The organism is Limnohabitans sp. 2KL-51, assembly GCF_003063645.1.
Taxonomy (GTDB): Bacteria; Pseudomonadota; Gammaproteobacteria; order Burkholderiales; family Burkholderiaceae_C; genus Limnohabitans_A.
On record NZ_NESJ01000001.1, the window covers coordinates 167,280 to 188,104 of the forward strand.

Consider the following 20,825-nt stretch of genomic DNA (forward strand, 5'->3'; position numbering starts at 1 on the left):
GCGGTCTGGCCTACTTTAAAATACTTTAATGCTCGCTCAACGCACGCTCAAAACCTTGACCCGGGCCGTTGGCGTGGGTTTGCACAGCGGCCAGCGGGTCGAGTTGACGCTGCGTCCAGCCGCACCCGACACCGGCATTGTGTTTCGTCGGGTGGATCTGCCCGAGCCCGTGGACATTCCTGTACGCGCCGAATCGGTGACCGACACCCGACTGGCCTCGACCATTTCGGTCGGCCAGGCCAAGGTCTTCACCGTGGAGCACCTCATGTCGGCCTGCGCCGGTCTGGGCATAGACAACCTGTATGTGGACATCACCGCCGAAGAAGTGCCCATTCTGGATGGCTCAGCATCGTCGTTTGTGTTTTTGTTGCAAAGTGCGGGCATCGTTGAGCAAAACGCGGCCAAGCAGTTTTTGCGAGTGCTCAAAACCGTGCAGGTCAGTGAAGGCGAGGGCAACAACATCAAGTGGGCCAAATTGGAGCCTTACCACGGCTACAAACTCAGCTTTGAGATCGATTTCCGCCACCCCGCCGTTGACTCAACGGGTCAGCAGGTGGTGTTTGACATGTCCGAGGGCGTGTACTCGCGTGACATCGCCCGCGCCCGCACCTTTGGGTTCACCAAAGACGTGGAAATGATGCGCGCCAATGGTCTGGCCCTAGGCGGCGGTCTGGACAACGCCATCGTCATGGACGACTACAAAGTGCTCAATGCCGATGGGCTGCGCTACGACGACGAGTTCGTCAAGCACAAAATCCTGGACGCCATGGGCGACCTGTATATCGTGGGCAAACCCTTGCTGGCCGCCTACAGCGCCTTCCGCTCGGGCCACGCCATGAACAACCAGCTGTTGCGCGCCTTTCTGGCCCAGCCTGACGCCTATGAACTTGTGACTTTTGACTTGGCCAGCAATGCGCCTAAAGGGTTTGCTGCCTTGCAGCCGGCTTGGTGAAAGCAGACGCTGCGCGCCTCGTTCGCCTGAGCCCTGTGCCGCGCCAAACCGCCGCTGAATTTGAAGTCAGGTCTGGCCATAAACAGTTGCTATCGTCTGTGTCGCGGCCCCCCCGTATTAGCCTGAGCTACCATAGGTCATATGACCATCAGCCGACAACAAATCACCTTGCTGATCATTTTGACTTTGGTCTGGGGTTTCAACTGGCCCATGCTCAAGCTGGGCGTCAGTGAATTTCCCCCCTTGTCATTTCGCAGTTTGAGCATGTGGCTGGGCTTGCCCTTTTTGGGCTTGGTGCTGTACTTTAAAAAAGTGTCTTTCAAAATTCCGATGGCTGATTGGCGAGAGCTTTTCATTTTGGCCATCACAAACATGCTGGTTTGGCATGTGTTGATCATCCTGGCCGTGCAGAATTTGTCCAGCGGTCGTTCTGCGATTTTGGGTTACACCATGCCGATTTTTTCGGCCTTGATTGGGGTGCTCTGGTTCGGCGCGGCCATGCGCTGGCGGGCTTGGGCAGGCGTAGGCTGTGCGGCCCTCGGTGTGGTGCTCTTGCTTTGGCATGAATTGAGTGCCATCGCAGGAAAACCGCTGGGCATTGTGCTGGGTCTGATCGCAGCAGCTTTTTGGGGCTTGGGCACGCAGCAAATTCGCCACACCCGCATGCAATTACCTACTTTGGCGATCGTGTTCTGGATGACCTGCATGAGCACATGGCTGATGAGCGTCCTGGCGTTTTTCTTTGAGCGAAGAGACTGGGGGCCGATTCCGGACATCACCTGGGTATCGATTGTTTACAACGCTTTTGGTGTGTTTGTGTTTGCCCAGGCAGCGTGGTTGTCACTGGCGCGCAATTTGCCCCCGCTGGCCTCCACACTGAGTGTGATGTTCATTCCGGTGCTGGGTGTTTTCAGCGGTGCCTACTTCCTCAACGAAGCTTTGCATTGGCAAGACTGGGCCGCCATCGTGCTGATCGTGCTGGCCATTGCCTCTGTGCTGTGGCCCGCCAGTACCCCCCAGCCCCAGCCCGACAAGCGACCGACACCTGACAGACCATGAACCAGGATCTGACCCTTTTGAACTTGGCTGCCTTGCAGCAGGCCTATGCGCAAGGCCTCACCAACCCTGTGGCCGTGACCCGCGCGCATTTGGCACGCATCGCGCAGCGCAACCCGGCACTGCAGGCCTTTGTGCATGTGTGCGAAAACCTGGCCTTGCAACAGGCCCAGGCCAGTGCCGAGCGCTGGGCCAGCGGGCAGCCGCTGGGGCCACTCGATGGGGGGGTGATGGCCCTCAAAGACAACATCAATGTGCTGTGCATGCCGTGCACGGCAGGCACAGCGGCATACGAACAGCGCATGCCTGCGCACGATGCGCCCGTTTATCAGCGCCTGCGCGATGCCGGCATGGTGTTGTTGGGCAAGCTCAACATGCACGAAGCCGCCTTGGGGGCCACGACCGACAACCCGGTGTACGGCCGCTGCATCAACCCCTTGCGCGAGGGCTTCACGCCGGGCGGCTCCAGTGGTGGCTCTGCCGCTGCTGTGGCCGACCACCTGTGTACCATCGCCATGGGCACCGACACCATGGGCTCGGTCCGCATTCCGGCAGCTTATTGCGGCGTGATGGGCATGATCCCCACGCGCAAGCGCATCCCCACGGACGGCATCGTGCCCCTGAGCCCCACGCTGGATGTGGCCGGACCGCTGGCGCGCAGTGGTCACGACCTCGCCCAAACGATGGCTTGCCTCTTGGGCATCAGCCTGCCACCCGCTGCGCAGGAAAGTGTTTGGCGCGGTTTGCGCGTGGGCATCCTGCCTCAAACGGCTGAGGTGGAAATGACCCCGGCTGTGCACCAAGCCTGGCAGGCCACTCAGCAGCGCCTTCAGGCGCAGGGCGCGCAGGTGCAAACCGTGCTTTTGCCCGATTGGTCGCCTGCCCGCAACCGTTTGCATGCCTTGCTCATGAGCGAATGGGAAGGTGCGGATTACTGGCAGAACGCGTTGGGTTCTGAGCTGCCTGGTTTGAGTGCGGGCTTGCAAAAAATGCTGCATTACGGTGCCCGGTTGAGCGCGGAAAAACGGCAAGCGAGCCAAGCCGCCATCGATGGCTTGCGTGCGCAGGCTGGGGCTTTGTTTGCAGGCATCGATGTCCTGCTCTTGCCCACCACGCCGCACACGAGTTTTGCCCACACCGAAGCCGCACCCGCCAGCCAGGCAGACTGGGCATGCTTGGCCAATATGCTGGGGGCACCCGCTTTGTCCTTTCCTTGCCCGACCGAGGGGTTGCCAGTATCTTGCCAGTTGCTGGCCGCGCCCGGTCAGGACGAGCGCTTGCTTTCGCTGGCCTGTGCGCTTGACACCTTCTGGGGCTGACGCCCGGCTTGGAGGCTGTCCCACAAAGGCCCCAAGGTGTGGGCCTGAGGAAGCGCCCCAACCAAGCCAATGAGCTGCTCGGCCTGCGCCATGCCCCAGTCACTGGCTTGCAGCAACTGATTGGCTTTGGCCCGCACTTGCTCAGGGCTCAAGGGGTTTTCAGGGTCGCCCAACACGTTGACCACCTCGCTGCTGTGGTGGCTGCCGTTGGCCATTTGCAGGTGCAGCCGTGCACCAAAGCTTTGCGGGTAAGCCCGGTCTTGGACCTGCCCACAGACCAAGGTCACGCGATCACGCAGCGCGGCGCACGTCGGGTCTGCCAAGGCCGCTGGCCCTGTGGCCTCCAGCCCGAACCCGCCATGGCGCAGGCTCCAAGCCACACCATGCTGCAAACTGAACTTGCCTTGCAAAGCCGTTTGCGGTTGAGGCTGATCTGCAAACGACAGCGCCACGCTGTAGGTTTCCAGTCGAATGCTGGCGATCTGATCGGGGTCAACCCCTTGGGTGTGCATCTGCAGCGCACACTCGATGGCAGGGTGCACATGCCTGCAGGCAGGCCAAGGCTTGAAGCTGACATCGTGCACACGCCAGGCGCGCTTGGGTGGGGTTTGCAAAAGGGCTTGCGCCCGCACTGCGTCCAGATTGCCGCCAGTGGCCTTGAGCCAACCCAGTGGGCCTTCCAGGATGGACAAAGGACCGGTCATGCCCGCTGCCGCCATGTCGGCGGCCACCAGGCCTGCTTGCGCACTGTGCCCTGCTGCCATCTGCTTGGCCAGGCCCGGCTCCAAGCGGCATTGCCAGACACCCGCTGCTTGCATGCCCGCCAGGGCCAGAGCGTGTTGAGTCTGTGTGGTGTCGAGCTTCAGCAAGCGGGCGCAAGCCATGGCACTGGCAAAGACTCCAGTTGTCGCGGTGCTGTACCACTGGGCGTAGTGGTTTGGCCCGCTCAGCAGACCGAGCACGATGCCGGTTTCATAGCCAACCACCATCGCATCGAGCAAGGCTTCGGCACTGGCGTTTTCGCGTTCGGCCATGGCCAGCGCGGCAGGAATGACCGTGTCGCCCGCATGCACAACGGCTTCGCGGTGCACATCGTCCATTTCATGGCAGCTGCCCAAGCTGCCGTTCCACCGGGCAGCTTCTGCCGCCTGCAAGCCGCTGTGCCCACAGACCCAAATGGGACCGGGAGCCTGCTGGGCTGCCCATCGCCGCAGAACTGCACCCAGTTCGGTCGTTTGTCCCAAATGCGCGCAACCCATCCAGTCGATCAGCTGCAGAGCAGCGCGTTGTCGGTCATGCAGGCTGATGGGTCGGCGCAAAGCCTCTACCAGCCATTCACTCCAGGGCGTCGCGGCGGCGAGGGTCATCACAGCCCCTTGAATTGAGGGAGCCTTTTCTCATTGAAGGCGAGCACGCCCTCGCGCCGATCTGCGGTGTCCACCAACTGGTTGTAGGCCTCCACTTCAAACCGATAAGCGGTACGCAATTCCATTTGGCCGCCGTATCGGATGGACTTTTTGACTTGTCGCACCGACAGCGGTGCATTGCGCGCCAGGGTTTGGGCTGTGCGCAGGGTTTGGCTCAACAACTGGTCAGGTTCGATCGCTTGATTGAGCAAGCCCCAGTCCAGCGCCTGCTGGGCGGTGAAGGCTTGCCCCGTCATGATGAGTTCTTTGGCGCGGCGCTCGCCAATCGCGCGGGGCAGGTTTTGTGTGCCGCCCATGCCGGGCATGATGCCCAAGGTGGCCTCAGGCAAGGCAAAGCGCGCGCCGCTGCTGGCGTAGATGAAGTCGCAGCACAATGCCAACTCCAGACCACCGCCATAGGCATGGCCGTTGATGGCAGCGATCACGGGCAGCGGCAAATCCACCAAGGCCCAGGACATGCGTTCAAAGATTTCATGTTGATGCATCCATTGCGCACGCGTCATGCCCTGGCGCTCTTTCAGGTCGCCCCCTGCACAGAAAATTTTCGAGCCTGCGCCGGTCAAGACCACGCAGCGCAAGCCTTGCGCATCGTTGCTCAGGCGCAGCCACAGTTCCAGCAGTTCCTGTCCCATGCGCGTGTTGATGGCGTTGCCCACATTGGGGCGGTTCAGGGTGACTTGCAGGACGCCATCTGCGTGGTGTTCCAGCAAGAGAGTTTCAGGGGATTGGAGCGGGTCCATGGGTGTTGACACCAAGCAAGACTCAATTCGGAGCGTACTGCTGGCCACCATCGACGTGCAGGACTGTGCCGCTCAGGTAGCCACAAATGGGCGATGAGCAATGCACCGCAAGGCGTGCAATTTCGTCGGGTTCGGCCAAGCGGCCAAAGGGCAATTTTTGAGTCATCTCCAGCCAGCGCGAGGCATCGCCCAATTTGCTGGCCGCTTGCTGCCTGAGCACGCCTTCGATGCGGTCGCTGCGCGTGGGCGAGGGGTTGATGCCGAACACGCGCACGCCCTTGCGCACGCTGCCTGCGCCAATGCCCTGGGTGAATGAGATCAGCGCACCGTTGGCCGCAGAGCCGCAGATGTACTCGTACCGGGGTGCTGCCCCGGCCATGCCGATGATGTTGCAAATCACGCCAGAGCCACGCGACTCCATAGCCCCCAGATACAGCCGGGTGAGGTTGATGTAACTGAACAGTTTGAGCTCCCACGCCCCGCGCCACGCGTCTTCGGCGATGTCGTGGAGGCTGCCACCGGGAATGGCACCGGCGTTGTTGACCAGGATGTCTGCAGTTGGAAACAAGTTGAACAAAGCGCGGTCCGAGCTGGGTTGCGACAAATCAATCTCCGCGATGGCGGGAGCGTCAAAGCCCTCTTTGGCAAAAGCAGCCAGAGCGGTGTCCAGGTTGCTGCGCTGACGAGATACCAAAACGGGCTTGGCACCTTCTCGGGCAAAGTTCAAGGCAATGGCCAAGCCAATGCCTTTAGAGCCACCCGTGACGATGACTTGTTTGTGTTCGAGTTCGAGGTTCATGCGAAAGCTCTGCGTAGGGGCCAGTCGCTGGACCGGCCCGGGGTTTCTGGATTTGAGGTGATGCTTGCGAGGGGCGCAGAGCGGCCCAGTTCAAGGACCAGGTGCGGGCACTTGCGCGGTGTACCAGTCGGCGATTTGCGCGCCGTTCATGAAGCACACTTGAGGTGACTTCATCAGCAAGTCCAGCATGCGCTCAAAGCTGGCAAAGCGGTGGGGCACGCCAATCAGGTGCGGGTGCAGGCCGATGGCCAGCACGCGGGGGTGCGTGGCCGCCTCACGTTCAAACAAGGCCAGCGTCCGCGCCAGGCGTTCGTACATGTCGTCGCTGGTGTGTTTCTCGATGGCGTAGACGATTGAGTCGTTGATTTCAAGGTTGTAGGGCAAGGCCAGCAAGGGGCCGTTGCGCGTTTGCATCCAACTGGGCACATCGTCCACCACCCAGTCAAAAACGTAGTCCACGCCCTGCTTTTTCAGCAACTCGGGCGTGTCGTGCGTTTCGCGCAGACCGGGGCTGAGCCAGCCTCGGGGGCGTTTGCCCGTGAAGCGCTCAATCATGTCCAGGCTCATGGCGATCAGCGACTCTTCGGACTCGCCCTGGTTGTGGTTCAGGCTTTTTTGGTGCACCCCATGGCCAATGAACTCCCAGCCAGCATCGTGCATGGCTTGCGCCGCTTGCGGGTAAGCGTTGATAACCCCGGCGTTGAAACTGGTGGAGGCGGGCAGGCCACGGTCTTGGATGGCCCGCAAGATGCGCGGCAAGCCCGCCCGCATGCCGTAATCGGCCCAGCTGAAGTTGGGCACATCGGGCACTGTTTCTTTGCCGTGGGGCGGCGTGATGATGGTGCGCGGCATGCTCGACTCAAACTGCCAATGCTCCACGTTTACCACCAAGTGCACCATGATGGCGCCCTCAGGCGCAGCCTTGAGGGCCGGGCCATCGTTGGAGAAGCGGTAAGGAATGCGGGGGTTGGCCATGTCAGTGTCGAATGAGGTTGAGGATCTCGAGCTTGAGCGATGCAAAGGTTTCGCTGGCCGTGTCGGCCACGGTGCGCGGACGCGCCAGCGGCACGGTGATCTTGGTTTGGATGCGGCCTGGGCGGGCCGACATCACGTAAATGGCGCTGGCCAAAAAGATCGCCTCGTCGATGTCGTGCGTGACAAAGATGATGGTGGGCTTGAGCTTTTGCCACACGGTGAGCAGCAGCTCTTGCATGGTCAGGCGGGTTTGTGCATCCAGCGCGCCAAAGGGCTCGTCCATCAGCAACACGCGTGAGCCCAGCGTGAGGATGCGGGCAATGCCCACACGTTGGCGCATGCCACCCGACAGTTGCACCGGCAAATGGTTCTTGAAATCGCTCAGACCCACGATCTTGATCATTTCATGGGCGCGGTCTTCGTATTCGCTGCGTGCCATGCCCTGCACCTTGGGGCCAAAAATCACGTTGTCCCAGACACTCAGCCAGGGAAACAATGCGGCTTCTTGAAAAACCACGCCACGGTCAGGTCCAGGTGCGCTGACAACACCACCATTGACCAACAGCTGGCCCGCTGTGGGCTGCTCAAACCCAGCAATCAGGTTGAGCAAGGTGGATTTGCCGCAGCCAGAAGGCCCAAGCAAGGCCACCAATTCACCTGGAGCGACCTGCAATTGGATGTCTTCTAGGGCCTTGACGGGCGTGACGCCCGGGTAGGTCTTGTAAAGGTTTTGAATGGAAATATCGGACATGTTGTTTCTTAATGGCTTTGCAGCATGCGCCAGACCAAAACCTTGCTTTCAATGAAAACGATCAGGCGATCACTCAAAAACCCCATGATGCCGATCGACACCATGTCGGCCAGCACAATGTCCATTCGCCCCACGTAATAGGCGTCCCACAGCACATAGCCCAGACCGGACTTGACGGCTACCATTTCAGAGACAATCACCGCCGTCCAGGAAATGCCCAGACCAATGCGCAAACCGGTGAAGATGGAGGGCATGGCCGCGGGCAAAACCACCCGGTACAGCAATTGCCTGCGACTGGCACCCATCATCAGGGCCGCGCGCACCAGGTTGCGCTCGACATCGCGCGCACCCTGCGTGGTGTTGACCACGATGGCATAAAAGCCACCCAGAAAAATCAGAAAAATGGCACCCATGTCCCGAATGCCAAAGAGCGCGATCGAAAATGGCAACCAAGCCGTGATCGGGATGGGCCTCAAGCTCTGGATGAGCGGGTCAAACAGTTGCTGAACCAAACGGCTCCACCCGATCAGCAAACCCAGAGGGACACCGATCAGAGCCGCCAGGAAAAAGCCCTGAGCCACCCGCATCGAGGAGTACTGGACGTTGGACATCCAGGAGCCCAAGTAAGGGTTCAGGCCCATGCCGGGCGAGCCGAAAATCCAGCCGTGCCAGCCTTCCAAAACCAGCATGGGCGTGGGCAGGATGCCGGCCATGCCTGGCCTGCTGCCTGCCACCTGCCAAATGACCAGAACCACCGCTGGCACAAACAGGCCAAGCACTGTCCGACGAAGGGTATCGAGAGAAGCGTTAGCCATGTGGGTGCTGCCTGCTTACTTTTTGAGTTCAACGACCATGGAGTCGTCGTACAGAGCGGCGGCTTCCTTGGTCACGTCTTTCTGCACAATGCCTTGCTTGAAGGCGGCTTCAGCCAAGCGCGAAACTTGTTCTTTGGTCAAGACGCCACCGAGTTTGATGATCTTGGCCGACTCTTTCGTCACGTTCATGGGCAAGCCGGTGTATTTGGAATAGGCATCGGCAAAGACATCCTTGTTCTTGCTCAGGGTTTCTTCGGCCTTGAGGTAAGCCCACAGGAAGCGGCGCACCAATTCTTTCTTTTGGGTCATGGCTTCGCCAGAGGCGGCCAGCATACCCAGTTCGGCACCGACTGCGCGAGACTGGCTGTACTCCAGTTTTTGCGAAAAGTAAGCATCGCCTTCGGCCACAGCCTGCGACTCAAAGGGCTCCCACAGCACCATGGCATCGATGTCGCCACGCTTCATCGCCTGCACAAAAGCGGTGCCGCCACCTTGCACGTTCACGGGGGTGAACGAGTTGTAGGGGATGTTTCTCTCGATCAAAGTCATGGCCCACTGGAACCAGACGGCCGAGCCCGGAGCAATGGCAATCTTTTTGCCTGCAATGTCGCCCCAGTCATCGATCTTCACGCCTTTGCGCACCACCAGGTATTTGGGCGAGCTGCCCACACCGGTCAGGCCAATCAGGTTTTTGCTGCCTTGGCCGGCCACGATGGCCAGGTCACCCGCGCCCACGGCCGACACGTCGACCGAATTGGACAACAGTGCGGTGCGGGCATCGGCGTAACGCACAAATTCTGCGCGCTTGACTTCGATGTTCATTTTCTTGAGTTCTTCTTCGACCAAGAGCATGGGCGAGAGGTGACCCACTTTGACGTAGCCCACGGTGAGGGTGGCTTTGTCTTTGAGGGGGGCGGGCGCTGGGCCCAAAGCCAAAGCCATGCCGGTGGAGACCGACAGCGCAAAGCCGATGAGGGAAGTCCAAAGTTTCATCTGAATACTCCTGGGTTGGTGGTTACTGGCCGGTGAACAAAGGGGACCGCTTTTGTGCGAAAGCCAGCCGGCCTTCCGCATAATCTGTGCTTTTGAAACAGGCGTCGATGGTGGTTTTCACTGACATCATGTCTTTTTCATCATCTGCCAAGGCCACCAGGGTTTTCTTGGCGGCCTGAATGGTCAAGGGCGCATTGGTGGCGATCTCTTGGGCCAATGCGGTGCAGTGCGCAAAAACATCCTCAACTACAGCAAGGACCATGCCCATGGCCTGTGCGCTTTGCGCGTCGTAGACCCGGGCGGTATAAAAAGCCTCGGCCGTGGCCTGAGGCCCCAGGTTGTTCAGGAAGCTTTTCATGTTGTCGATGTCGTAGCCCAGTCCCAAGCGGGCCGCAGGCATGCGAAAACGCGAATGCGGGGCGGCGTAACGCATGTCGCAACTCAAGGCCAGCCCAAGACCGCCGCCATAACAAATGCCACTGATAGCCGCAATCACCGGCACGCGGCAGCGAAAAATCGCCTGCTGGGTCCGTTTGACCATGTCGTTGTAATGCGCCACAGAGGCTTCAGAATTGCGCTGGGTTTCGAACTCGCTGATATTGGCGCCCGACACAAACGACTTTTCGCCCGCACCGCGCAGGACGCACACGCGAATTTCGGGGCTACGGTCGATCTCGTCAAAAGCCGCCAGCAAGGATGTCCACATGGACAGGCTCATCGCGTTGTGCCGGGAGACGTCGTCGATCGTCACTTGCGCCACATGGCCTTGCACCACCAGATCGATACGGCCTTCGCTCATACAACACCCCGAGCGTGAAAGTCTTCAATGTCAGTGACCGAAAAACCCAGATCACCCAGCACCTCGTCGGTGTGCTCACCCCAGCCGGGTGCCGGGGCCACCACCTTGGACGGCGTGCGGCTCAGCACCACAGGTTGGGTGATGAAGTGCATGTCCTTGCCAAATTGCGTGGGCAGTGTGGCAGTCACATTCAGGTGCTTGACTTGCTCGTCCTCAAACACCTGTGGGACGGTGTAGACCGGCCCGGCAGGCACGCCCGCTTGGTTGAGCAGCGAGACCCACTGGTGCACGGTTTTCTTCGGAAACTCTTGCGCGATCAGTTGATTCAAGCGGGCCCTGTTTTTGACACGCAGGGGCTCGGTCACAAACTCCGGGTCCTGGAACCACTCGGGTTTTTGCAGCACTTCGCAAAAGCGCTTCCAGTTGCCCTCGCCCGATGCGCCCAGGTTGAAGCAGCCATCGCTGGCCTCGAACAAGCCCATCGGCGAGCTGGTGGGGTGGTTGTTGCCCACCTGCACCGGGACATCGTTGTCGTTCAGGTAGCGGGCCATCTGGAAATCCATCATGGCAATTTGCGAATGCAGCAAAGAGCTTTGCACCCACTGGCCCTGGCCCGAAGTCTCACGCTCAATCAAGGCCACCAGAATACCAATGGCGCAGTACAGCCCGGCGCTCAAATCGGCCACCGCCAGACCCGCCCGAATGGGGCCGTGTTCGGGCTCGCCCGTCACGCTCATCAGCCCGCCCATGCCTTGGATGATCTGGTCAAACCCGGGCCGCCACGCATAGGGGCCATCCTGCCCAAAGCCGGAAATGCTGGCCAGAATGATGCGCGGGTTGAGGGCCTTGAGCGATTCGTAATCCAGACCCAGGCGGTCCTTGACGTCGGGACGCCAGTTTTCCACCACCACATCGGCCTCGGCGATCATCCGCTTGAGGATGTCCATCGCCCCCTCTTTCTTGAGGTTCAGCGTCATCGAGCGTTTGTTGCGGTTGATGTTCTGAAAGTCGCCCCCCTTGCGGTTGGCGGCAAACATGGCTTCGTTCGGGTCGACCCCTTCGGGCGGCTCCACGCGCACCACATCTGCACCAAAATCGGTCAATATGCGCACGCAGTTGGGGCCGGCGCGAACGCGAGACAGGTCGATGACCTTGAAACGTGAAAGCGCAAGGGAAGCTTGGATTTTGGCCATAAATTGTGTGTTGGAGGACTTTAAAAACAAAGTCATCATCCATAAATATATTTATAGCCCATATCCGCATGCATTGCAATATGACAAAATATCAGTGTTTGCCCTAAGAAACCCCCCATGAAAGTCAGCGACCAAATCCGTTTGTACTTGGAAGAAGCCATCTCCAAGGGCGATTTGTTGCCCGGGGATGCCATCGACGAAAGTGCTTTGGCCGAACAATTTGGGGTGTCAAAAACGCCGATTCGGGAAGCCCTCATTCAATTGCAGGCCCAAGGCTGGGTCAGCAACATGCCCCGGGGCGGCAGCACCGTGGCCAAGATGAACTTGCAGCAACTGCTCAGCCTGTGGGAGTTGCTGGCCGAGCTGGAGGCCGTGGCTGTGCGCCTGGCTTGCGATCGCATGGCCGAAGAGGACATGCAAAAGCTGTTTGTGTTGCACGAAGAAAGCCGCCTGGTGGCCGCGGCCGAAGACTTGCAGGGCTGGCAAAAGCTCAACCTGGCGTTCCACGAACTCATTTACCAAGGCACACGCAATCCATTTTTAAGGCAAGAGGTTCTGCGTATCCGTTTTCGGACAGGCGTTTATCGACGCCACGCTTTCGGTGCCTTGGGCCGTTTGCAAACCTCCTTTGACCAGCATGAATTGATCGTGCAGGCCCTCAGGCAGCGCAATGCGGAGGGAGCCGTCGAATCCATGCGCGACCACATGCGACCCGGGCGCGATGCCAAAAGCCTCAATGATTTCATCTTGAACCTGCCCACAGACCTGTTGGCCTCTCAGTAAAGTCGCTTGCGGGGCGCCCCTTAAAATCCTCCGCATGACCTTTCTTGACATGCTGCGCGCCGCTGAGCGCCAAAACGGCTCCATGCTCTGCGTGGGCCTGGACCCCGAACCCACCAAATTTCCGGACCGCTACAAAGGCGATGCCAACAAGATCTACGACTTTTGCGCCGCCATCGTGGACGCTACGGCCGACCTGGTCAGCAGCTTCAAGCCGCAAATCGCTTACTTTGCCGCGCACCGCGCCGAAGGCCAGCTCGAGCGCCTGATGGAACATATTCGCCGCGTGGCCCCGCATGTGCCCATCATTCTGGACGCCAAGCGCGGTGACATTGGCAGCACGGCCGAGCAATATGCCAAAGAAGCTTTTGAACGCTACGGCGCCGACGCCGTGACCCTGTCGCCCTTCATGGGCTGGGACTCGGTAGCGCCCTATTTGCAGTACCACGGCAAAGGTGCTTTCTTGCTTTGCCGCACCTCCAACCCCGGCGGTGACGATCTGCAAAACCAGCGCCTGGCCTCTGTTGAAGGCCAGCCTTTGTTGTACGAACACGTTGCCAAACTGGCCCAAGGCCCATGGAATCTGAATGGCCAGTTGGGCCTGGTGGTGGGTGCGACCTATCCCGCTGAGATTGAACGTGTGCGGCAACTGGCTCCCACGCTCCCGCTGTTGATCCCCGGTGTGGGTGCACAAGGCGGTGACGCCGTGGCCACCGTCAAGGCCGGTTGGCGCGCCAACGCCGACGGCTCCAGCGCCGGATCGGTCATCGTCAACTCCTCGCGCGCCGTGCTCTATGCCTCTAGCGGGGAAGAATTTGCCACAGCGGCCCGCAAGGTGGCCATGCAGACAAGGGACACGCTGGAAGCGGCGAAGCTGTAAAGCGCGTTTTCAGGCAACTGGAGAGCCTACAAGCGGGTGGATGGGCGTTCGCGTTCCTTGAAAGCCTGTCACAACCGTTCGCCTTTTTTTACCCATCTCGTTTAGGATCAAAAAAGGTTAAAGCCCACAAAACAGCATCCCGCCAGGGCCGCAGAAGGTTGCTGTGACCGCTTTCCACGCGTTTTTCCGTTCTGATCTTCATTCGAAAGGTTTTTGATGGCATCCAAACTGACCCGATATGTTTGCGCAGTGGTGTGCGCTTTGGCAGGCACATGGGCCCAGGCGCAAAGCGTTGGCGCCTACCCCAACCGCCCGATCAAACTCATCGTGACGGTGCCGCCTGGGGGCGCTGCAGACTTCATCGCCAGATTGCTGGCAGCCAAGTTGTCCACCTCGATGGGGCAACCCGTTGTTGTGGAAAACAAGGCGGGCGCCAGTGGGTCTGTCGCCAGCGATTTCGTCGCCAAATCGGCGCCTGATGGTTATACATTGTTGCAAAACTCCATCACGACGCACGGCATTGGCCCCCATTTGATGGCCAAGTTGCCCTACGACCCCATCACATCGTTTGCACCCATCACCATGCTGGCCAGCTTGCCGTTGATCATGACCATCAACGCTGAATTGAAAGCACAAACGCTGCCTGAGTTTGTTTCGCTGGCCAAGCAAAGGCCCGGTAAGTTGGCCTTCGCCTCGTCGGGTAACGGTGGTGCACCGCACATGGCGGGCGAGTTGTTCACCGCTGCGACAGCGATCGATATGATTCATGCGCCTTACCGTGGCAGCGGCCCCGCTGTGGCCGACCTCGTCGGTGGACAAGTCCAAGTCATGTTTGATGGAGCCCCGTCTTTGCTGCCCCACATCACGAGCGGCAAGATCCGGGCTTTGGCCGCTGCCAGCCCTCGACGAAACCCCCTGTTGCCCAACACGCCCACCTTTGCTGAGTTGGGTTTTCCTTCGGTCAATGTCGCACTTTGGTACGGCTTGATGGCGCCAGCGGGCACACCGCCTGACATCATTGCCCGCTTGAACCGCGAAGTGAACCAGGCACTCAAATCAAGTGACGTTCTCGAGCGTTTTGCGTCCCAAGGAACAGAGGCTTTAGGTGGTACGCCAGAGCAAGCGGCCAGCTACGTGCGGCAAGAACTTGACCGCTGGGGCCCGGTGGTGAAAAAAGCAGGCATCGTTGCCAATTGAGCCTGGACGCAGGCATGGTTTCAAGGGTGTTGCGGCCTCTTTCATGAAGCTCTTGGATGGCTCATCTCCTACGCATGTTCTTGCGCAGTGGGCAGTTGATTCGAAGTGGGCTGATGTGGATGCGGCCACCCAATCCTCGGCGGCTTCATCATGGATGAATTGGTTCGCTTGTGCCTTAGGTGGCGCAGGTGATCCCGCCTTGGACAGGCTGCTCTTGGCGCTAGCGCCCTTCGGCCGCGGCGATGCGCCACTGATCGGCCGCGCTGAAAAGTTTGACCCTGCAAACATAGCATTGCTTCATGCTTTTTCTTCGAACATCCTTGACTACGACGACACGCATTGGCCGACAGGAATTCATCCTGCGGGCACGGTGGCATCGGCCCTGGTGGCCTGGGCCAGTCAGACGGTCGTGAGCGGTCAGGATTTCTTGCATGCGTTCTTGTTGGGTATGGAGGTGGAGTGCCGAATCGGTCTGGCCGTCTCGCCTGGCCACTACGAACGGGGTTGGCACATCACGGCCACTTGCGGCGTCTTCGGCGCTGCAGTAGCTGTGGGACACCTGATGCGACTGAGCCCCCTGCAAATGGCTTGGGCGATGGGTCATGCGGCCACACAGTCGAGCGGCTTGGTGGCCAGTCTGGGCAGCATGGCCAAAAGCTTGAACATTGCCCATGCGGCACGCAACGGCTTGGTGTCAGCGCAGCTTGCAAGGCATGGCATCACGGCCAACGACCGGGTGCTGGAGGCGCGTTTCGGATTCTCCGAGGTCATGGGGTCACGACCGATGGATGCGGGCCTGTGCGAAGGCTTGGGACAACATTGGGTAGCGACACACAATACGTTCAAGCCCTACCCGTGCGGCTTTTTGTTGCACCCCACACTGGACGCCTGCCTGAGCTTGGCCGACGACCCGATCCATGCTGGGGATGAAATTGAACACATCCTGGTCACGGTTCATCCCTTGTCGCAAATACGCGCAGATCGACCCCGCCCGGCGGATGGACTTGAATCCAAGCTCAGCCTTCAGCATGCTGTGGCCGTGGCCATGACCTGGGGGCAAGCCGGTGTGCGCGCCTTTACAGACGCCGCTGTGAATGATCTGGCTGTGCACGACTGCCGTCAAAAGGTCAAGATCGTGGCAGACGAACGCCTGCGCACGGAAGAAGCGCGGGTGGTCATTCACCTGCACAGCGGGCGTGTGATCACCCGTGAGATGCTGGGGACACCTGCACCCATAACCCCTGAGGCACTGGAGCGCAAGTTTCGCGAGCTCGCCGCTTGGGGGGCGCCGCATTGCAACGCCGACGAACTGTTGGAGGCCCTGGGCCGATTTCCTCAAATGGCCAATGCCGCTGACCTGATCGCCGTGACCACGCCGCAATCCTGATGGCGTCCCTTTTTAATCACTCGAACCCCGCAAAAAAATGAACCTCCATCTTCAAAACAAGCACATCCTCATCACGGGCGGGAGCAAGGGCATTGGGTTGGCATGCGCCGGCGCATTTTTACAAGAGGGCGCGCATGTGACCTTGGTGGCGCGAAATTCCGACACCTTGGTAGCGGCGCAACAAGAGCTGAGTCTGACAGCACCCGCAGGCTGCAAAATTCATGTGGTGTCAGCAGATCTGACACAAGCTGACGCTGCCCTGGCCGCACTTGCTGAGGCAGAAGGCTTTGGGGGTCCGATCGATGTGCTGGTCAATTCGGCCGGCGCTGCCAAAAAGACGTCAGCCGCAGACCTGAAACCGCAGGACTGGCAAAACGCGATGCAGTCTAAGTTTTTCAGTTACATCAATATGATGGACCCCGTTATCAAAAAAATGGCGGCGCGTGGGCAGGGCGCCATCGTGAATGTTGTTGGCAACGGCGGCAAGGTGGCCAGCCCTGTGCACCTGCCGGGCGGTGCAGCCAACGCCGCCTTGATGTTGGCAACCGCTGGTCTGGCGAACGCGTATGCCTGGCAAGGCGTTCGGGTCAATGCGGTCAATCCCGGTAGCACTTTCACTCAGCGGTTGGAAACCGCCATAGCGGCAGACGCCAAGAGTCGGCTTATATCGCCCGAGACGGCACTGTCGCAACTCACCGAAAAGCTGCCCATGGGGCGGATTGCCCAACCAGCGGAGGTTGCGGCTGCGGTCGTATTTTTGGCGTCCAGCCAAGCGAGTTACATCACCGGTGCCAATTTGTCGATGGATGGCGCGTTGGTGCCTTTGATCTGAGCGCACCTGTTTTGGCGGCGCCATTTCTTGCCATCGACTTGCCCGGTTGGTTATACCAGCGCGCTGGCCTTCAGCGGGTTCAGCCAAGCCCCCATAAAGGAGATCCGTATGTACGAACATTTGATTGTCAAAGAACAAGACCGCTGGGTTGAAGTTCATTTGAACCGGCCCCAAGTTCGGCATGCCCTGTCTCGCGCCCTGATGCGCGAGATCACTACCGTGGCGCGGGCCCTGAGCGATCGCACGGACATCGACGTGGTTATCCTCACGGGCGATACGCGGTGTTTTTCTGCGGGTGCCGATTTGAACGATGCGCAAGCCTGGGCCGACGATAGCTTGTCTACTGTTCAGCGGCGCGACATTGCGGGCACGGGTTTTCGAATGTGCAAGGCTTGGGAAGAAATGCCACAGATCACCATCGCCGCCATCGAAGGCTATGCCGTGGGCGGCGGGCTGGCGCTGTCATTGGCCTGCGACTGGCGTGTGCTGGCGCAAGACGCCTTTGTGTCCTTGCCCGAAATCGCCTTGGGCATTCCGCTCACCTGGGGCACCATCCCTCGTTTGGTCAACCTGCTGGGCCCAGCCAAAGCCAAACGCTTGACCATCTTGTGCGAACGCGTGCCTGCGCCTGAAGCCCTGAGCCTTGGGCTGGTCGACTACACCTGTGACAAAGGCCAAGCCTTGTTCCGCGCACAAGCCCTGGCCGCGCAAACCCTGGCCCAACCCGCAGCCACCGTGCGCATGAGCAAAGAGTCGGTCAACGCCGCCGCCACAGCCCTGAACCACGCATCGTCCTACATGGCACACGACCAGATTGCGCTGGCAGCATCCAGCCCCGAGTCACGCGCAGCGCGGGGTCAGGCTTTGCGTTGAAGCTTGCAAGTCATCCTCTCACAGGCTGAGATGGGGCTGTGCCTTTGTAGGGCCAATCAGCCGACCATTCGGTGTGTACATTCCACTCCGAGCGGTCAAAGCGCTGGCGTCGAGTCCCATGGCACCTGCTGTCACTTATATGCACGTATGCCGATGGGTGTTTGGTGCAAAATTGGCTTTTTTGATTCCAGGCAAACAACACCATGCAACCATTCCACTTGGCTTTTCCCGTCACCTCTTTGGCAAAGGCCAGAGCGTTTTATGGTGATCTTTTGGGGTGCTCAGAAGGCCGCTCCAGTGAGGACTGGATCGACTTCAATTTTTATGGCCACCAAATCGTGGCGCACCTGAGCCCCTCAGAGGCGGGTCACCACAACACCAGCGCGGTGGATGGCGACAACGTGCCTGTGCGGCACTTTGGTCTGGTGATGGAGATGGGTCAGTGGGAGGCCATGGCCGAGAGGCTCAAAAAAGCGGAGACTCAATTTGTCATTGAGCCCCACATTCGGTTCAAGGGTCAAGTGGGCGAACAGGCCACCATGTTCTTTTTGGACCCTTGCGGCAATGCGGTTGAATTCAAGGCGTTTGCCAACCCCGAGAGCCTTTTCGCCAAGTAAACCTCAGCGCCTTTTTCAGGGTTTCAACGACTGCATCACCCGTGCGATGCAGTCGTTTGTTTTGGCGGCGTCAATCCACCGTATGATGCACACCAATTGCAGCTCGGGATCGACCCAGGTGATGGACGAGCCCGCGCCGATGGCAAACCAGGACGTGCGCGGTGCATCTTTGAACAGCGCGCCATCTTTGTTGAGCCAAATCAGGTAGCCGTAGTAGGGTGCGATGTCGCAGGGCTGCTGCATCCTATGCAGCCATTGCTTTGACAAAATTTGTTGGCCCTTGAATTGGCCTTGACCCATGAGCATCAGGCCAATGAGCGCTTGGTCCATGGCCGAGATGGACACGCCGCCACCCCAGTGGCTGCCGCCCGGCACCGACATCATGCGTTGGCCATTGACCTCGGTCCAGCCTTGCTCGTAGCCCACCCATTGAAACGGGTCCGAACACCCCAGAGGTTGTCGGAAAAATTCTTCAAACACTTCCGGCAGTGGACGCTTGAACAAGTGCAACAAGGCCAATGACAGTTGGTTGATGCGAACGTCGTTGTACTCAAATCGGGAACCCGGCTCGCCCAGCGGTCTGGCATCGCCTTTGATGCCGTCGGCTTGCCCGGTTTGGTAGGGCAGCCAGCGGTAGCGGTCGACCTGTTCAGGAATGCCCAAGCAGGTGCCTTCCCATTCGCTGGTTTGCTGCAGCAAATGGTGCCAAGTGATGCGCGACAAGCGATCGCCCTCAAAGCCAATGCCAGGGCATTGTTGAACCACGGGGGAGTGGACGTCTTTCAACAACCCTTGGTCAAACGCCAGACCGGCCAGTAAGGCCAGGTAGGTTTTGGCCACACTGAAAGTCAGGTCGGCCTTGTGGGGTTCGCCCCATTGGGCCAGCAACTGGTGCTGATGAAACAAAACACCCGACACAGGCCCACGCCCATGGACCGGGCCATACAAGCGGTTGTAGGGTAGTGGGTCCACATCGTGGATGCCCCATGGCGGTGAGGTGTCACGCGACCAAGGTGTTTCGCACGATTGGATGAATTCCAGGGTTGATTCAAGTGAGGGGGTCATGTGCAAGCTCGCATCAATGAAGGGAGAAGTTTGGGGCTGTTAAGCCAGCGCTGCTTTGGCAGCCTGCTGTGATTTGTAAACCAGTTTGCGGGCCATGCTCCAGCGGTGCACTTCGCTCGGGCCATCGTAAATCCGGAAGGCGCGCATGTCCATGAAGATGCGCATCACGGGCGTCTCGGCTGTCACGCCCTGACCGCCAAGAATTTGCACACACCGGTCCACCACGCGCCACTCGGCTTCGGAGCAGGCCACTTTGGCACGGCTCGATTCAAAGCCACCTTTTTGGCCTTGGTCGAGCAGCCAGGCGGTGTGCCAGATGTGCAGGCGGGCGGTGTGCAGGTCGATGTCGTTGTCGGCCAGCATGAAGCCCACACCTTCGTGCTCGGCCAGCGGTTTGCCAAAAGCATGGCGGCGGCTGGCGTAGTCGAGCGCGATGTCGTGCGCGCGCCGCGCCTGCCCCAGCCAGCGCATGCAGTGCGTCAGGCGTGCTGGTGCCAGCCTAATTTGTGCGTAGCGAAAGCCCTGGCCCACTTCGCCCAACACATCAGTGGAAGGCACGCGCACATTGTCGAAGCGCAGTACACCATGGCCGCCGGTGAAGCAGTTGTCCATGGCGTCCATGCTGCGCTCCAGCGTGATGCCCGCTTTGTCCATGTCGGTCAAAAACATGGTGGCCGTGCCGTCTTCCATGCGCGCCATGACGATGACGTAATCCGCGCCGTTGGCCCCGGTGATGAACCATTTGCGGCCATTGATCAGGTAGTCGTCGCCGTCGCGCACAGCGGTGGTTTTGAGCATGGACGGGTCAGCGCCCGCGCCGGGGTCGGGCTCGGTCATGGCAAAGCACGAGCGCGTGAGGCCCGCCACTTGCGGGCGCAGCCATCGCTCTTTTTGCTCGGGGGTGGCCACTTCTTCCATCAGGTGGATGTTGCCTTCGTCGGGGGCATGGATGTTGAGTGCCGTGGGCCCCAGGTTGGAGTAACCGGCTTCTTCAAAGACCAGCGCTTTGGCCATGTGGCTCAGGCCCAAGCCGCCCATCTCAATCGAGGCGTGTGGGGTCAGCAAGCCGGCAGCCCGTGCACGGGCCACCAGCTCGTGGCGCAGGTCTTCGGATGGGCCGTGCAGGCCGTGGCGCGGGTCGCCCTCCAGCGGGATGACTTGCTCTGCAATGAACTGCCGCGTGCGCTCACGCAAGGCCGCAATGTCCGGTGGGATGTCGAAGTTCATGGTCGAGTTTTCTCAAATCGTTGAACAGGGTTTCTTTGGTTCATTGGAAAGGCTGCAGCGGCCTCGCCCTGTCCGGCCTGTGACTGGGTGTCGCCTGAGTGTCTTATCTTGAATCCAGAAGCGACCTGTCATCTGCGTGGCATGCACC

21 protein-coding genes are annotated in these 20,825 nt (G+C 59.7%); 10 read left to right on the plus strand and 11 right to left on the minus strand.

The window, feature by feature from the left end:
* Positions 1 to 28: 28 nt before the first annotated feature.
* The 3 genes from lpxC to B9Z49_RS00785 all read left to right on the plus strand — a co-directional run bounded on the left by lpxC (position 29) and on the right by B9Z49_RS00785 (position 3,327).
* Positions 29 to 952, plus strand: coding sequence for a UDP-3-O-acyl-N-acetylglucosamine deacetylase (gene lpxC, locus B9Z49_RS00775; protein WP_108351530.1), 924 nt, complete (start codon positions 29 to 31; stop codon positions 950 to 952).
* A 141-nt stretch (positions 953 to 1,093) separates the two neighbouring features.
* Positions 1,094 to 2,011: a DMT family transporter gene (locus B9Z49_RS00780; RefSeq protein WP_108351531.1), complete on the plus strand. Its 918-nt coding sequence runs from the start codon at positions 1,094 to 1,096 to the stop codon at positions 2,009 to 2,011.
* Positions 2,008 to 3,327, plus strand: a complete 1,320-nt coding sequence (locus B9Z49_RS00785) for an amidase (protein WP_108351532.1) — start codon at positions 2,008 to 2,010, stop codon at positions 3,325 to 3,327. Before B9Z49_RS00780 ends, B9Z49_RS00785 begins: the two co-directional genes overlap by 4 nt.
* Here the strand turns inward: B9Z49_RS00785 and B9Z49_RS00790 are convergent.
* The 9 genes from B9Z49_RS00790 to B9Z49_RS00830 all read right to left on the minus strand — a co-directional run bounded on the left by B9Z49_RS00790 (position 3,273) and on the right by B9Z49_RS00830 (position 11,819).
* On the minus strand, positions 3,273 to 4,694 hold the full coding sequence (locus tag B9Z49_RS00790) for an MmgE/PrpD family protein (RefSeq protein ID WP_108351533.1): 1,422 nt from the start codon (positions 4,692 to 4,694) through the stop codon (positions 3,273 to 3,275). The two genes, B9Z49_RS00785 and B9Z49_RS00790, sit on opposite strands and share 55 nt — an antisense overlap.
* Positions 4,694 to 5,494, minus strand: a complete 801-nt coding sequence (locus B9Z49_RS00795) for an enoyl-CoA hydratase/isomerase family protein (RefSeq protein WP_108351534.1) — start codon at positions 5,492 to 5,494, stop codon at positions 4,694 to 4,696. The genes B9Z49_RS00790 and B9Z49_RS00795 overlap by 1 nt, the downstream gene beginning before the upstream one ends.
* Before the next feature lie 22 nt (positions 5,495 to 5,516).
* The gene (locus tag B9Z49_RS00800; RefSeq protein WP_108351535.1) at positions 5,517 to 6,293 is read right to left on the minus strand and encodes a short-chain dehydrogenase/reductase; all 777 of its coding nucleotides are present in this window, start codon (positions 6,291 to 6,293) and stop codon (positions 5,517 to 5,519) included.
* A gap of 90 nt (positions 6,294 to 6,383) precedes the next feature.
* Entirely contained in the window at positions 6,384 to 7,268 is an 885-nt protein-coding gene (locus B9Z49_RS00805; RefSeq protein WP_108351536.1) for a polysaccharide deacetylase family protein, read from the minus strand.
* Between the two features lies 1 nt (position 7,269).
* A complete protein-coding gene (locus B9Z49_RS00810) occupies positions 7,270 to 8,019 on the minus strand; it encodes an ABC transporter ATP-binding protein (RefSeq protein WP_108351537.1) in 750 nt (249 codons plus the stop codon).
* Between the two features lie 8 nt (positions 8,020 to 8,027).
* Positions 8,028 to 8,834 (minus strand): ABC transporter permease, encoded by an 807-nt coding sequence (locus tag B9Z49_RS00815; protein ID WP_108351538.1) that lies wholly within the window; start codon positions 8,832 to 8,834, stop codon positions 8,028 to 8,030.
* A 15-nt stretch (positions 8,835 to 8,849) separates the two neighbouring features.
* On the minus strand, positions 8,850 to 9,827 hold the full coding sequence (locus B9Z49_RS00820) for an ABC transporter substrate-binding protein (RefSeq protein ID WP_108351539.1): 978 nt from the start codon (positions 9,825 to 9,827) through the stop codon (positions 8,850 to 8,852).
* A 22-nt stretch (positions 9,828 to 9,849) separates the two neighbouring features.
* Positions 9,850 to 10,626, minus strand: coding sequence for an enoyl-CoA hydratase (locus B9Z49_RS00825; protein ID WP_108351540.1), 777 nt, complete (start codon positions 10,624 to 10,626; stop codon positions 9,850 to 9,852).
* Positions 10,623 to 11,819, minus strand: a complete 1,197-nt coding sequence (locus B9Z49_RS00830; RefSeq protein WP_108351697.1) for a CaiB/BaiF CoA-transferase family protein — start codon at positions 11,817 to 11,819, stop codon at positions 10,623 to 10,625. Before B9Z49_RS00830 ends, B9Z49_RS00825 begins: the two co-directional genes overlap by 4 nt.
* A gap of 117 nt (positions 11,820 to 11,936) precedes the next feature.
* On the opposite strand from B9Z49_RS00830, the gene B9Z49_RS00835 reads away from it, so the two are divergent.
* From B9Z49_RS00835 to B9Z49_RS00865, 7 genes are all read left to right on the plus strand, one after another.
* On the plus strand, positions 11,937 to 12,602 hold the full coding sequence (locus B9Z49_RS00835; RefSeq protein WP_108351541.1) for a GntR family transcriptional regulator: 666 nt from the start codon (positions 11,937 to 11,939) through the stop codon (positions 12,600 to 12,602).
* 34 nt (positions 12,603 to 12,636) lie between these two features.
* Positions 12,637 to 13,479 (plus strand): orotidine-5'-phosphate decarboxylase, encoded by an 843-nt coding sequence (pyrF, locus tag B9Z49_RS00840; protein WP_199224954.1) that lies wholly within the window; start codon positions 12,637 to 12,639, stop codon positions 13,477 to 13,479.
* A 216-nt stretch (positions 13,480 to 13,695) separates the two neighbouring features.
* Positions 13,696 to 14,676 carry a tripartite tricarboxylate transporter substrate binding protein gene (locus B9Z49_RS00845; protein WP_108351542.1) on the plus strand — a complete coding sequence of 327 codons (981 nt, stop codon included), beginning with the start codon at positions 13,696 to 13,698 and terminating at the stop codon, positions 14,674 to 14,676.
* A 43-nt stretch (positions 14,677 to 14,719) separates the two neighbouring features.
* Positions 14,720 to 16,063 carry an MmgE/PrpD family protein gene (locus B9Z49_RS00850; protein ID WP_108351543.1) on the plus strand — a complete coding sequence of 448 codons (1,344 nt, stop codon included), beginning with the start codon at positions 14,720 to 14,722 and terminating at the stop codon, positions 16,061 to 16,063.
* 37 nt (positions 16,064 to 16,100) lie between these two features.
* Positions 16,101 to 16,895: an SDR family oxidoreductase gene (locus B9Z49_RS00855; protein ID WP_108351544.1), complete on the plus strand. Its 795-nt coding sequence runs from the start codon at positions 16,101 to 16,103 to the stop codon at positions 16,893 to 16,895.
* 108 nt (positions 16,896 to 17,003) lie between these two features.
* A complete protein-coding gene (locus B9Z49_RS00860; protein WP_108351545.1) occupies positions 17,004 to 17,768 on the plus strand; it encodes an enoyl-CoA hydratase/isomerase family protein in 765 nt (254 codons plus the stop codon).
* A gap of 203 nt (positions 17,769 to 17,971) precedes the next feature.
* Entirely contained in the window at positions 17,972 to 18,385 is a 414-nt protein-coding gene (locus B9Z49_RS00865; RefSeq protein ID WP_108351546.1) for a VOC family protein, read from the plus strand.
* Between the two features lie 15 nt (positions 18,386 to 18,400).
* On the opposite strand, the gene B9Z49_RS00870 is transcribed toward B9Z49_RS00865, so the two are convergent.
* Complete coding sequence (locus B9Z49_RS00870) at positions 18,401 to 19,450, minus strand: serine hydrolase (protein ID WP_108351547.1); 1,050 nt, start codon at positions 19,448 to 19,450, stop codon at positions 18,401 to 18,403.
* Positions 19,451 to 19,489: 39 nt separating this feature from the next.
* Positions 19,490 to 20,677 carry an acyl-CoA dehydrogenase family protein gene (locus B9Z49_RS00875; RefSeq protein WP_108351548.1) on the minus strand — a complete coding sequence of 396 codons (1,188 nt, stop codon included), beginning with the start codon at positions 20,675 to 20,677 and terminating at the stop codon, positions 19,490 to 19,492.
* Positions 20,678 to 20,825: the final 148 nt, after the last annotated feature.

Excerpts from the sequence above, each read along its gene's own strand:
- B9Z49_RS00810 (WP_108351537.1), bottom strand. The coding sequence starts at position 8,019 with ATGTCCGATATTTCCATTCAAAACCTTTACAAGACCTACCCGGGCGTC.
- B9Z49_RS00830 (WP_108351697.1), bottom strand. The coding sequence starts at position 11,819 with ATGGCCAAAATCCAAGCTTCCCTTGCGCTTTCACGTTTCAAGGTCATC.
- pyrF (WP_199224954.1), top strand. The coding sequence starts at position 12,637 with ATGACCTTTCTTGACATGCTGCGCGCCGCTGAGCGCCAAAACGGCTCC.
- B9Z49_RS00820 (WP_108351539.1), bottom strand. The coding sequence starts at position 9,827 with ATGAAACTTTGGACTTCCCTCATCGGCTTTGCGCTGTCGGTCTCCACC.
- B9Z49_RS00845 (WP_108351542.1), top strand. The coding sequence starts at position 13,696 with ATGGCATCCAAACTGACCCGATATGTTTGCGCAGTGGTGTGCGCTTTG.
- B9Z49_RS00800 (WP_108351535.1), bottom strand. The coding sequence starts at position 6,293 with ATGAACCTCGAACTCGAACACAAACAAGTCATCGTCACGGGTGGCTCT.
- lpxC (WP_108351530.1), top strand. The coding sequence starts at position 29 with ATGCTCGCTCAACGCACGCTCAAAACCTTGACCCGGGCCGTTGGCGTG.
- B9Z49_RS00870 (WP_108351547.1), bottom strand. The coding sequence starts at position 19,450 with ATGACCCCCTCACTTGAATCAACCCTGGAATTCATCCAATCGTGCGAA.
- B9Z49_RS00855 (WP_108351544.1), top strand. The coding sequence starts at position 16,101 with ATGAACCTCCATCTTCAAAACAAGCACATCCTCATCACGGGCGGGAGC.
- B9Z49_RS00875 (WP_108351548.1), bottom strand. The coding sequence starts at position 20,677 with ATGAACTTCGACATCCCACCGGACATTGCGGCCTTGCGTGAGCGCACG.
- B9Z49_RS00835 (WP_108351541.1), top strand. The coding sequence starts at position 11,937 with ATGAAAGTCAGCGACCAAATCCGTTTGTACTTGGAAGAAGCCATCTCC.
- B9Z49_RS00850 (WP_108351543.1), top strand. The coding sequence starts at position 14,720 with ATGAAGCTCTTGGATGGCTCATCTCCTACGCATGTTCTTGCGCAGTGG.
- B9Z49_RS00780 (WP_108351531.1), top strand. The coding sequence starts at position 1,094 with ATGACCATCAGCCGACAACAAATCACCTTGCTGATCATTTTGACTTTG.
- B9Z49_RS00805 (WP_108351536.1), bottom strand. The coding sequence starts at position 7,268 with ATGGCCAACCCCCGCATTCCTTACCGCTTCTCCAACGATGGCCCGGCC.
- B9Z49_RS00825 (WP_108351540.1), bottom strand. The coding sequence starts at position 10,626 with ATGAGCGAAGGCCGTATCGATCTGGTGGTGCAAGGCCATGTGGCGCAA.
- B9Z49_RS00865 (WP_108351546.1), top strand. The coding sequence starts at position 17,972 with ATGCAACCATTCCACTTGGCTTTTCCCGTCACCTCTTTGGCAAAGGCC.
- B9Z49_RS00790 (WP_108351533.1), bottom strand. The coding sequence starts at position 4,694 with ATGACCCTCGCCGCCGCGACGCCCTGGAGTGAATGGCTGGTAGAGGCT.
- B9Z49_RS00860 (WP_108351545.1), top strand. The coding sequence starts at position 17,004 with ATGTACGAACATTTGATTGTCAAAGAACAAGACCGCTGGGTTGAAGTT.
- B9Z49_RS00795 (WP_108351534.1), bottom strand. The coding sequence starts at position 5,494 with ATGGACCCGCTCCAATCCCCTGAAACTCTCTTGCTGGAACACCACGCA.
- B9Z49_RS00815 (WP_108351538.1), bottom strand. The coding sequence starts at position 8,834 with ATGGCTAACGCTTCTCTCGATACCCTTCGTCGGACAGTGCTTGGCCTG.
- B9Z49_RS00785 (WP_108351532.1), top strand. The coding sequence starts at position 2,008 with ATGAACCAGGATCTGACCCTTTTGAACTTGGCTGCCTTGCAGCAGGCC.